General features: G+C 34.0%; 11 protein-coding genes and 2 tRNA genes. 4 read left to right on the forward strand and 9 right to left on the reverse strand.

Going from position 1 to position 12,357, the window contains the following annotated elements; genetic code table 11:
- The first annotated feature begins 4 nt into the window (after positions 1-4).
- From bshB1 to ACQY29_RS12450, 3 genes are all read left to right on the forward strand, one after another.
- Positions 5-721: a bacillithiol biosynthesis deacetylase BshB1 gene (gene bshB1 / locus ACQY29_RS12440; RefSeq protein WP_428225504.1), complete on the forward strand. Its 717-nt coding sequence runs from the start codon at positions 5-7 to the stop codon at positions 719-721.
- An 84-nt stretch (positions 722-805) separates the two neighbouring features.
- Positions 806-881, forward strand: a tRNA-His gene (locus ACQY29_RS12445).
- Positions 882-904: 23 nt separating this feature from the next.
- Positions 905-981: transfer RNA gene (locus ACQY29_RS12450), tRNA-His, on the forward strand.
- Between the two features lie 526 nt (positions 982-1,507).
- Here ACQY29_RS12450 and ACQY29_RS12455 read toward each other — a convergent pair.
- The 7 genes from ACQY29_RS12455 to fahA all read right to left on the reverse strand — a co-directional run bounded on the left by ACQY29_RS12455 (position 1,508) and on the right by fahA (position 8,681).
- Positions 1,508-2,767: a dicarboxylate/amino acid:cation symporter gene (locus ACQY29_RS12455; RefSeq protein ID WP_428225505.1), complete on the reverse strand. Its 1,260-nt coding sequence runs from the start codon at positions 2,765-2,767 to the stop codon at positions 1,508-1,510.
- Positions 2,767-3,834 carry a chorismate synthase gene (aroC, locus tag ACQY29_RS12460; protein ID WP_428225917.1) on the reverse strand — a complete coding sequence of 356 codons (1,068 nt, stop codon included), beginning with the start codon at positions 3,832-3,834 and terminating at the stop codon, positions 2,767-2,769. The genes ACQY29_RS12455 and aroC overlap by 1 nt, the downstream gene beginning before the upstream one ends.
- A 170-nt stretch (positions 3,835-4,004) precedes the next feature.
- The gene (locus ACQY29_RS12465; protein WP_428225506.1) at positions 4,005-5,192 is read right to left on the reverse strand and encodes a hypothetical protein; all 1,188 of its coding nucleotides are present in this window, start codon (positions 5,190-5,192) and stop codon (positions 4,005-4,007) included.
- A gap of 120 nt (positions 5,193-5,312) precedes the next feature.
- Complete coding sequence (locus ACQY29_RS12470; RefSeq protein ID WP_428225507.1) at positions 5,313-5,444, reverse strand: hypothetical protein; 132 nt, start codon at positions 5,442-5,444, stop codon at positions 5,313-5,315.
- Positions 5,445-5,743: 299 nt separating this feature from the next.
- On the reverse strand, positions 5,744-6,412 hold the full coding sequence (locus tag ACQY29_RS12475; RefSeq protein WP_428225508.1) for a hypothetical protein: 669 nt from the start codon (positions 6,410-6,412) through the stop codon (positions 5,744-5,746).
- 274 nt (positions 6,413-6,686) lie between these two features.
- Positions 6,687-7,208: a hypothetical protein gene (locus tag ACQY29_RS12480; RefSeq protein ID WP_428225509.1), complete on the reverse strand. Its 522-nt coding sequence runs from the start codon at positions 7,206-7,208 to the stop codon at positions 6,687-6,689.
- Between the two features lie 189 nt (positions 7,209-7,397).
- On the reverse strand, positions 7,398-8,681 hold the full coding sequence (gene fahA, locus ACQY29_RS12485) for a fumarylacetoacetase (protein WP_428225510.1): 1,284 nt from the start codon (positions 8,679-8,681) through the stop codon (positions 7,398-7,400).
- A gap of 113 nt (positions 8,682-8,794) precedes the next feature.
- On the opposite strand from fahA, the gene glyA reads away from it, so the two are divergent.
- A complete protein-coding gene (gene glyA, locus ACQY29_RS12490; protein WP_428225511.1) occupies positions 8,795-10,069 on the forward strand; it encodes a serine hydroxymethyltransferase in 1,275 nt (424 codons plus the stop codon).
- 216 nt (positions 10,070-10,285) lie between these two features.
- Here the strand turns inward: glyA and ACQY29_RS12495 are convergent, their stop codons facing one another.
- Positions 10,286-11,275, reverse strand: a complete 990-nt coding sequence (locus ACQY29_RS12495; protein WP_428225512.1) for an aspartate-semialdehyde dehydrogenase — start codon at positions 11,273-11,275, stop codon at positions 10,286-10,288.
- A gap of 150 nt (positions 11,276-11,425) precedes the next feature.
- Positions 11,426-12,313, reverse strand: coding sequence for a hypothetical protein (locus ACQY29_RS12500; RefSeq protein WP_428225513.1), 888 nt, complete (start codon positions 12,311-12,313; stop codon positions 11,426-11,428).
- Positions 12,314-12,357 lie beyond the last annotated feature (44 nt).

Here is a 12,357-nt window from a genome sequence, read left to right on the forward strand (position 1 = left end):
ATAAATGAAATTAGATATACTCGCGTTTGGAGCACACCCTGACGATGTTGAACTAGGTTGCGCTGGTACGATTGCAAAAGAAATTAGTTTAGGCAAAAAAGTAGGCATTATTGATTTAACCAGAGGAGAATTAGGTACTAGAGGAACAGCCGAAATTAGAGATCAAGAAGCGGCAAAAGCTGCTCAAATTTTAAATGTTCAAATCAGAGAAAATTTAAATTTTAGAGATGGTTTTTTCAAAAACGATGAGTTACATCAACTTGAAATCATCAAAATAATACGAAAATTCAAACCTGAAATAGTTTTATGTAACGCTATTAATGACCGACACATCGACCATCCAAAAGGTAGTCAGTTAGTGTCCGATTCTTGTTTTTTATCTGGTTTGACCAAAATAGAAACTTATTTAGAGAACAACAAACAAGAAGCATGGCGCCCTAAAGCGGTTTATCATTATATACAATGGAAAAATATTGAACCTGATTTTGTTGTTGACATAAGCGAACATATAGATTTAAAAATGCAATCCATTTTGGCTTACAGCTCGCAGTTTTATGATCCTAAATCAAACGAACCCGAGACCCCAATTACTTCTAAAAACTTTTTAGATAGTGTAAAATACCGAGCTCAAGATTTGGGAAGACTAGTAGGCGTAGCCTATGCAGAAGGCTTTACTACAGAAAGATATTTGGCTGTCAATAGTTTACAAAATTTATTGTAATTTTTTCGAAAAAACATTTGCAAGAGCCGAGTTTTGTTGTATATTTGCACTCGCAATACGGAAGCATAGCGAAGTATTAAAAATGGTGATTGTAGCTCAGTTGGTTAGAGCGTCGGATTGTGGTTCCGAAGGTCGTGGGTTCGAGACCCATCATTCACCCAAAGTGAAATAAAATATAAAATGGTGATTGTAGCTCAGTTGGTTAGAGCGTCGGATTGTGGTTCCGAAGGTCGTGGGTTCGAGACCCATCATTCACCCCAAAAAGCTCCTTTTAGGAGCTTTTTTTTTTACAACAACTTCAAAATATCAAATCCATAGAAAAGCATGAAGATTTGATATTTTATAGGATCAAGCGCTAAATATATAATATTTTAACTTTGAATTTTCCTTTTAAAAGTGAACAATTCTTTGCCCTCTTATACCCCTCAAGGGGACAATTCTCTAAATTATACCATAAGACTACAAATAATATTTTCCATATGACATTTGAATATTGGTATTTTCAAAGTTATACTGTTTTAAATTTAAATTTACCGCAAGCAAAAACATCTTTAAAATCATTAAGGAATTAAGAAAATTTAGAAAAAATTCAATGAATTAAATAACTAAATTAAAACGGTAATTTCAAAACTTAAATGGTATTAAAACAGTATACGGTCTCGATAGGCCTCATATCACCAATAACGATTTAGGCCTTAGAAAGAAAAAATCATTCATATTTCTCTAAAAAAAATACCCTTCCAGCTTTAAGCCAAAAGGGTACTTCTAAAGTAATATCGAATCTTACTATTCCTTTTCCCAACTTCCTACAACAGAGGTAGCCAAAGCATTACCCAACACATTTGTTGCACTTCTAAACATATCACAAAAATGATCTATAGGCAATATCAAAGCGATACCTTCCACTGGAATATCAAACATGCCACAGGTAGCTGCAACCACCACTAAACTAGCTCTTGGGACTCCCGCAATTCCCTTGCTGGTAAGCATTAAAACCAGCAACATGGTTAATTGTGTTCCTAAATCTAAAGAAACCCCATAAGCTTGCGCAATAAATATACTAGCAAATGTCATATACATCATACTCCCATCAAGATTGAAAGAATACCCTAAAGGCAACATAAATGACACGATTTTATCTTTAATCCCAAAACGTTCTAACTCTTCGGTCATTTTCGGAAAAACAGCTTCACTGCTTGTAGTACCAAAAGCAATAACTAACGGCGACACAATATGTTTTAATAATACTTTAAGTCGGCTACGTAAAAACAGATACCCCACTAACAACAAAGCAAGCCAAAGCGAAGAAATACCAACTAAAAAGGAACCAAAATATTTAGCATATGTAAGTAACAACTCACCTAAATCACGAATAGCAAAAACACCCGCAATAGCACCAAATACACCAAGTGGTGCAAATTTCATCACATAATTCACCATTTTCAAAATAATATGCGATGTTTTATCTAAGGCATTCACCACTGGTTTTGTATAATCTCCTAAAGAAGCCGCAGCCAAACCAAAAAAGATTGAAAAAATTACAATCTGTAAAATTTCATTTGTAGCCATAGCCTCCACAACACTTTTTGGTATGATGTGCTCAACAAAGTTTTGTGCCGAGAAATTTTGTGTTTTCTCAGTAACCTCAGCCGCAGTAGTCACATCTACCCCACTAAGATTCAAACCTGCACCTGGTTGTAAAACATTCACCCAAAACATCCCTATTAGTAAAGAGATAAATGAAGCCGTAAAAAACCACGCTAGCGCTTTCCCTCCTATTCGCCCTACAGCTTTAATATCGCCAAGCTTAGCTATACCAACTACCAAAGTCGTGAATACTAAAGGCGAAATAATCATTTGTACTAACCTGATAAAAACAGTAGCCAACATTTTTATGTAACCACTAAATTCTTTTGCAAAATCTTCAGAATAGTTATTGTGTATAAAAATTCCTAGTACCGCCCCTGCGATCATAGCAATTAAAATCTGAACAGTCAGATTTGAAAAAATTGATTTTTTTTGAGTATTTAAATTATTAACTTCCATTATTTAGATTGATAAATTTTATTGAGTAAATAATAATCCGCTAGTACTAAAGCTGACATAGCTTCAACTATAGGTACCGCCCTTGGCACCACACAGGGATCATGCCTTCCTTTTCCTTGTTCAACGATTAATTCGCCAGTATTAGTTAAAACTTCTTGCTTTTGAATAAGAGTCGCTACCGGCTTAAATGCCACACGGAAATAAATATCCATTCCATTACTTATACCTCCTTGAATTCCCCCCGACAGATTGGTTTGTGTACTCCCATCAGCATTAAAAGCATCATTATGCACACTCCCTTTCATTTTTGCACCACAAAAACCACTGCCGTATTCAAAACCATGTACCGCATTAATTGACAACATTGCTTTTCCAAGTTCGGCATGCAATTTATCAAAAACAGGTTCCCCTAAACCAATAGGTACATTTTGTATAACACAAGTAATCGTTCCCCCTACGGTATCACCATTCTTTTTGATTTCCTTTATATAGCTTTCCATTTTTTCTGCAATTAACAGATCAGGACAACGAACAGGATTAGCCTCAATATTAGAAAAATCTAAATCTTGATAAGGTTTGTCTATAAAAATTTCACCTACGGATGACACAAAAGCTGTAATTGTGATTTCTGGAATTATTTGCTTAGCAATAGCACCTGCTAAAACTCTTGAAGCAGTTTCCCTAGCCGAACTACGTCCTCCACCTCTGTAGTCTCTAAAACCATATTTTTTATCATATACAAAATCAGCATGGCTAGGTCTGTAAGTATTTTTTATATGCGAATAATCATCAGATTTTTGATTGGTATTAGGAATAATAAAACCAATAGGTGTACCTGTTGTTTTACCTTCAAACATCCCTGACAACAATTGAAATTCATCTTCTTCCTTACGCTGGGTAACTATAGCTGATTGCCCAGGCTTACGTCTTTGCATATCCTTTCTTATCAGACTCAAATCTATTTCAATACCCGAAGGACAACCATCAATAACTCCACCAAGTGCCTCTCCATGAGATTCGCCAAAAGTGGTTATTTTAAAAATATTTCCGAATGTATTACCCGCCATAATTTTGTTAAAACGCAAATATAAATAATGTTTGTACGATGTTGAAGTATAAAAATTAAAAATATACCTCTAATTAAACATTTATTTAATAAAATTATAACCCATTAGTAGAAAACACAAAAAAAGCTGATTCAAAGAACCAGCTTATAATATAGTATCTCACACTCAATTTATCTTCTAAATTTATTACGAGTTATTATGTTTTTCAATTTTGCTTTTAAATCTTCGCCTGAATCATAAATCATTTGTTCAGTACTAGGAAAAGGTACAGCGCGACGACCAAAATAAGGCATATAATTATCATCACAAGCTCTACGGTCTCCATTGAAATTAGCAAAAATATATTCAAAAACGTATTCGCTAGTTACAGGAAAAGCATCAATAAGTTGATTCGTCTTTAAATCTAAATAATCTATTTTAGCTGTAATTTGACAAGCTTTAAACTGCTTAGATTCATAAATAGTAGCTCTAATCGTTTTAAGATTATCTACCATAATAACATTCCCTTTTTCATCTTTTACCTGATTTCCATTCTGGTCAAGCAAGGGTTTTTTACCATCAGTAATTTGCTTTTCTTTGATAAATTCGCGCTCTTTTATTTGCTCTGGAGAAACAGCTATTTGTCTAAAATTAACTAACAAAGCAAAATCATACTTGATTTCTTTTTGTTTATTATTATGATAAACAGTCCATTTATCATTTAATCCAAAAGTACTAATATCTAGCAAATCATTTTCCAATCGAACAGGAATAACCATGTTCGTTTCATTTCGAGTATAAACATGTACAAAGTCAGTACCTTTATTATGACACTCAACCATCAATTGCTTTACATCTTTATAATCAGGATTTATTTGATTTAGATATTCCAAATCATCAAAAGCACGGCGAAAAGTCAATTTATCATTAACCTTCATTAGTTTCTTTGAATTATCATACAAATAAAGACTCAATTTATTTTTGGCATTTACAATTTGAGTAGAATAATCCTCAAAAGGAAAAATAGCATTTCGTCCTTCTTTAATTAAGTACAAAGGCAAAATTGGCTTAATTCGCTCTTGTCTATTATGCAATTGGGTATAAGTATTAAAGATTTTTTCCAAATTAGATGGATTAGCCTCCTTTTCCCACATAGCTATTGCCTCTAAATCCCGTTGTTTCGCTTTTGCAAAAGCCTCTTCTAATAAGTACACATAATCTTGTTTGCCTTTGGAAGTTTTATTAGAACGAAGATTTTCAACTGATTTCCCTATGGCTCCATCATAATTTCCATCGCTAAGCATGGTTTGGGTTTGTTTTACACCGCTACACCCTACTAAAAAACCGATAAGTAATATAAGCGTAATTGTTTTTTTCATAAGCTGAATTTTGACAAATATAAAATATTAGGTCAAATATTGAGCCAAAATGGATAAAGGTTTATTTATATCCTATTTGCATATTTACTTTTTTGAGGATTTGGACTGGTATTCTAAATCCTATTCGGTTGTGAAAGTTTTGCCTTCATCATTCGATAGTTCGCCATGTTGACGCACAAAACCATTTTCTAGTTTGTAAAAACTCAGTCGGCGTATACTTGTTTGCTTCCCATTTTTAAAGGGACGACTCATAAATTACCTGCGGTTGTTTTCAAATTTTCCAGTGAGAAATTCGGTGGTGCCTCGGGTGTTGAAGTAGAAAGTTTTAGCGAACTTATTTATCGTTTTGAGCGAGTTGCTCCCATAAGTGAAAGCAATCTCATTAAAAACCACCTAAAGTAGACTTCAAAAAAAAGAGGCGTTAAATGCCTCTAGTTATTCTCTCTGAAAACTTTACGAACCCATAATGGATGGAATCTCAATGGTTCCGTTCAACATTGGTTTCATTGTTGGCTCTTCGAGCCCAACGAAACCTTAGCTGTTAGCAGTAGTTAGTTTTGACTGAATATCTTAAACCTTTCTTTTTCTTTGATTAATGCTACAAAATCATCAAGTTCATTTTTTAAATCATCGATTTCTCTTGGCATTTCTTTGTTAGCAAGTTCAGGATTATAAGGTGTTTCAATTTTATTCTCAATTTTATTTATTTCTTTGATATATGTGTCAAGTTCAGTAAATTTTTTCCCAATATTATAATTTAAATCAACTGCGGCATCATAAGTTTTTAAATCAAGGTTTGTTTGATTTTCGTTTAAAAATTCTCCAGTTTTAATATATTCTTCGTAGGCTTCTATATGTAATTTTCTCAGTTTCTCTGAATTTGCATAGTGAACTCTGTGATTAATTGCAGTTCCATATTTATCTAAACATCGGCGTAGTTGTACAAATGTTTTCGAATAGATTTCAATTCTCCAATTAATTATTATTAAGTAAAAAAGAAATAGTGAAAGTAGAATTAAAATTAAGCCAACCCAAAAACCATATTCATTTGAGTCTTCATTGAAAACTTGTTTATTGAAAATGGATATTAATGCTAAAAATATATTTCCATTAACTAAATTTACCCCCGAAGCAAATATTAGAGAAGCGACCGTAAAAACTATTCCTCTTCTGAAAATTTCTAATTTAAAATATTTTGTTTCAAGTTTTAATGGTATCATAAGTATTTTTCTCCAGTTAGTTGGGTTCTAATTACTGCTAACTCACAAATGTGCGCACCTTTTTTACGCATCTTGTGTTCAAAGCCCAATCGAGCTTCTTCTGAAGTTCCGTAGCTTTTAGTTTGTTAACGCTAAACTATAAAAATAAATGATACTTTGCTTACGGGAAACCGTAAAAAAGAAGTTTTTTTAATAGAAGTTTTTTAAAATAAAATGGTCCATCCTGATAAAAATAATCTGAAAGTTATGATAGGTGTTTAATTGAAGATTTTTATTATTTTTTTGAGGGCATCGGGCGGTATTCTAAATCATATTCTGCTGTAAAAGTTTTGCCTTCATCATTCGATAGTTCGCCATGTTGACGCACAAAACCATTTTCTAGTTTGTAAAAACTAAGTCGGCGTATACTTGTTTGCTTCCCATTTTTAAAAGGACGACTCATAAATTGCATGCGGTTGTTTTCAAATTTTCCGGTGAGAAATTCGGTAGTACCTCCCGTGTTGTCTACCCAAGTTTGTTGCCATTGTTCTGTGGCGGCATTATAGGTATTAAAACTTTTTCCTGCATAAAGCAATCCTTGTTGTTTGTTGGCAGACGTCCATTCTTCTAGAAGGATGCAATTGTCTAGAATTTTTGTAATTTTTGAAGTTCCCGCAATTCCTTTTGAGCTATACACTTGCCATTCTCCAATCCAAAAATCAAATTCATTGTATTTTGGGTTGGCCTCACAGGGTTTCTGTTGCGCATGAAGGCTAAAAGCGGTTAGTACACTTAAAAACAATATAAACTGTTTCATTTTTTTGAGGGATGATTTTTGAGATTTATTTAGGCATTTTATTCGTGTTCCAAATTTCTCTATGCAATTCACGAGCATTAGACTAGTGGCAAGAAGAAATAGTTGTTTCATAGCTAGAAAATAAAAAAAGTACAAGCAATCTAATGAAAATGCTTGTACTTTTAAGTTAATGAAAGTGTAAAACTTTTATTATTTTGTAGGAATTGGTGGTAATAACTTACTAGCTACTTCACCAAAACCAATTCTTGTGGATTCGTTTTGACAATATCCTCTCATGATAACGGTATCTCCATCGTTTATAAACTTACGTTCAGAACCATCGTTCATTAAAATTGGGTTTTTACCACCCCAAGTTAATTCTAACATCGAACCAAATGAATCTTCTGTAGGACCAGATATAGTTCCTGAACCCATCATGTCTCCTGAGTTTACACGACACCCATTGATAGTATGGTGTGCCAATTGTTGACTCATAGTCCAGTACATATATTTGAAATTAGTCTTTGAAATTACTTTTTCTTCCACGTTTTCAGGAGCAATAGCTACTTCTAAATTGATGTCAAAAGCATGGTCGCCTGTTTGTTGTAAATACGGAAGTGGCGTAGGTTCTTGCACTGGCGAAGCACAACGGAACGGTTCCAAGGCATCCATAGTCACAATCCATGGAGATATTGAACTTGCAAAGTTTTTAGCTAAGAATGGGCCTAGTGGTACATATTCCCACTTTTGAATATCACGAGCGCTCCAGTCATTCAATAATACCATACCAAAAATATAGTCTTCAGCTTCTGCTACAGGAATGTTTTCACCCATAATGTTAGCATCCGTGGTAATAAAAGCTGTTTCTAATTCGAAATCAACTAATCGAGACGGACCGAAAACAGGTGCTGTAGCATCAGCCGGCATGGTTTGTCCCATGGGGCGGTGTACGGGAATACCAGTAGGTACTATAGTGGAACTTCTTCCGTGGTAACCTACAGGAATGTGCAACCAGTTAGGTAATAATGCATTTGCTGGGTCGCGGAACATTTTCCCTGTGTTGGTTGCGTGTTCTTTACTTGAAAAGAAATCGGTGTAATCCCCTATATAAACAGGCAATTGCATTTCAACTTCATTACAGTTAAAAATAACGATGTCGCGATGTTTTGCGTTATCTCGTAACTTCGGATTTTCAGCATCAAAGATTTCTGAAATACGGTTACGCACTAAACGCCAAGTTTTTTTACCACATGAAATAAATTCGTTTAAAGCATCTTGCAAAAAAACATCGTCAGTCAAATCGATACCCTCGAAATAACCTAATTGGTGTAAAGCTCCTAAGTCGATAGCGTAATCTCCAATACGCGTACCTACGGTTACGATATCATCTTTAGTTAAAAAAACTCCAAACGGAATATTTTGAATAGGGAAATCACAGTCAGAAGCTACTTCTAACCAAGATTTTCTATCAGGATTGTTAGCTGTGATAGGCATATCTTAATTTTTTGTGAAATTAAATTGTTTTAACACTTCAAATATAGTTTCTATTGGGATTATACCAAACACTTTTTGTAATTTTGACCACCATTTAATTAAAATTTTATAAAATGTTACGCGACGAACAAATTTTCGACTTAATTCTTGATGAACAAGATAGACAAATTCACGGTATTGAATTAATTGCTTCTGAGAACTTTGTAAGCGACCAAGTAATGGAAGCGGCAGGTTCTTGTTTAACCAACAAATATGCTGAAGGATATCCAGGCAAAAGATATTATGGCGGTTGTGAAGTAGTTGATATCGTAGAGCAAATTGCTATTGATAGAGCGAAAGCTTTGTTTGGTGCGGAATATGTAAACGTACAGCCTCACTCAGGTTCACAGGCTAATACCGCTGTTTTTGCAGCATGTTTGCAACCTGGAGACAAAATTTTAGGTTTCGATTTATCGCACGGGGGGCATTTAACACACGGTTCACCGGTAAATTTCTCTGGTAAATTGTACCAACCTGTATTTTATGGGGTAGAGCAAGAAACTGGGATGTTGAATTACGATAAAATTCAAGAAATTGCTACAAAAGAGCAACCAAAATTAATTATCGCAGGGGCATCGGCTTATTCTCGTGATATGGATTTCAAACGTTTCCGTGAAATTGCTGATTCTGTTGGTGCGATTTTAATGGCCGATATTTCACACCCTGCAGGTTTGATTGCTAAAGGTTTAATGAGCGACCCAATTCCTCATTGTCATATTGTAACTACGACTACACATAAAACTTTACGTGGTCCTCGTGGTGGGATGATTATGATGGGTAAAGATTTTCCAAATCCTTGGGGATTCACAACGCCTAAAGGAGAGGTGAAAATGATGTCTAATTTATTAGATATGGCAGTTTTCCCTGGAAATCAAGGAGGACCATTAATGCACATTATCGCTGCTAAAGCAGTGGCGTTTGGAGAGTGTTTATCGGATGAGTTTTTCCGTTATGCGGTACAAGTACAGAAAAATGCTACAGCTATGGCTGAAGCTTTTGTAAAAAGAGGTTACAACATTATTTCTGGCGGTACAGACAACCACATGATGTTAATAGACTTGCGAAACAAAGGGATTACGGGTAAAGAAGCTGAAAATGCCTTAGTTAAAGCTGAAATTACGGTAAATAAAAATATGGTTCCATTTGATGATAAATCACCATTTGTAACTTCTGGTATTCGCGTAGGAACACCTGCTATTACAACTCGTGGTTTAGTAGAAGCTGATATGGACACGATTGTAGATATGATTGACCGTGTGTTGATGAATCCTACTAACGAAGAGGTATTAGAGCAAGTAGCGGATGAAGTAAACGATATGATGAGCGAAAGGGCTATGTTTGTGTACTAAGCAAATAATAAATATAAAATGTAAAAAGGTCGGTGTTTTTGAAAATACCGACTTTTTTTATTCATAGATATTGCAATTGAACCTATTAGAAACGTTATTAAAAAGGTCATTTCCTTTTTGCTTATTTATGTGACTCCTCTTAAAATTGATACCCACCAAAAAAAAGTGGTATCTAAAAAATACCACTTTTTATGTATATCAAAATCATTTATGGATTTAAACCAAAGCATTTTCTTTTAAATACTCAGCAATTTGAACTGCATTTGTTGCAGCACCTTTTCTTAAATTATCGGCAACTATCCACATATTTAAGGTGTTTTGCTGACTTTCATCTCGACGAATTCGTCCTACAAAAACATCATTTTTACCTTCAGCATACAAAGGCATTGGGAATGTAAATGTATCTATATTATCTTGAACAGTAACCCCTGAAGTATGGTGAAGAATTGTTCTAACCTCAGTCAAATCAAAATCATTCTCAAACTCAATATTAACAGCCTCACTATGCCCTCCTACTACTGGCACACGTACTGCTGTTGCAGTAACTGCTATCGTCTTATCGTCTAATATTTTTTGAGTTTCACGAACCAACTTCATTTCCTCTTTAGTATACCCATTTTCTTCAAAAGTATCACACTGAGGAATTAAATTTCGATGAATAGGATATTTATAAGCCATCTCTGCTTGAACACCTGCGTATTCATTTTCAAGTTGACGTACAGCTTTTACTCCTGTTCCTGTAATCGATTGATATGTAGAAACAACTACTCGCTTAATATCATATTTTTTATGCAAAGGCGCTAAAACCATCACCATTTGTATGGTCGAACAATTAGGATTCGCTATAATTTTATCTTCTTTAGTAAGCACATTGGCGTTGATTTCAGGAACAATCAATTTTTTACTAGGATCCATTCGCCACGCCGACGAATTATCAATTACCGTTGTACCAGCTTGTGCAAACTTAGGAGCCCATTCCTTAGAGGTTTCTCCACCAGCAGAAAAAATAGCAATTTCAGGTTTCATATCAATAGCCGTTTGCATTCCAACAACCTTATATTTATTCCCTTTAAACTCAATTTCTTTACCTACAGACTTCTCTGAAGCTACTGGTATTAACTCTGTAACTGGAAAATTTCTTTCTGTTAATACTTGTAACATTACCTCTCCTACCATACCGGTAGCACCTACAACGGCTATTTTCATTACTCTTGTTTCTTTAAAAAATTGTATAGCAAATGTAACGAATATTTAATTTCAAAATCGTTCTTAACATTTTTTTATATCATTTTAAATAATAAAAAAAAGGCTGTCCTTATAAAAAAGCACAGCCTAAAAATTTTAAAAAAAAGTATATTATTTCAAGGTAAAACTATTTTTAGAAACCAATTCGCCTTTATCAAACACATTTACAAAAAAGGTTCCCTCAGTAATTTCACTAACTGGTAAATCTTTCTCTATTTTAACCGTTTTATTTTCATATCGTATAGAGGAAGCAAAACTATAAGTCAATACTTTTTCTCCGAAAGTTTCCATTTTTTTATCTCCTAGCACATTATTCTTACTATCAATAATTTGAACATAATATGTTTTATCACCAGACTTAGCTATTTGATTTTCAGCAATGGTAAAACTTATTTTCAAAATATTTGCTCTACTTGCTTTATCTGTAGCTATTTGTTTACCATTACTTTTTTGCTTAACCGCGCTCGTTTGCAAATTAACAACAGATAGCTTAGAACCTTTTTCAACAGTTTTAGCCAAATAGTCATTTCTAGAAATTAATGTATCATTTACCACTTTAGCTTTTTTAAGCTCCGTACTAGTACTATCCACTTTAGTTGACAATGAAGCATTTTCTTTTTTCAACCCTTCAATTTGTCTGAGTAAATCATTAATTTTAGCTTTAAGATTTTGAGCATCGCCTTTAATTCTAACTATGGCAGATGCATCAGTACTTTTTGTTTTTTCTAATTCAGCCATCAACTGTTGCACCTTATCACGTTCCGCCATTAATTCTTCTGACATCGTTGAATTAGAAGCAATAGTTTCTTCTAAGGTTTGTTTGGTTAAAGCTAAATCACGCATCACCGCTTCTTTTTCACTTTTCACAAGCGATAAAGAAGTTGTAGCATCTTCGGTTAACTTGTACATATAAACCAAGCTTCCAATTAACAATAAACTTAGAATAGCTATAATAGCTTTCAAACCATTACTATTGTTTTTTGTCGAGGTAGTATCCATAAAATATAGGGTATTGGGGTTACATTTTGTGCGAATTTAATTTT

This window comes from Flavobacterium sp. (genome assembly GCF_965262375.1).
Taxonomy (GTDB): domain Bacteria; phylum Bacteroidota; class Bacteroidia; order Flavobacteriales; family Flavobacteriaceae; genus Flavobacterium.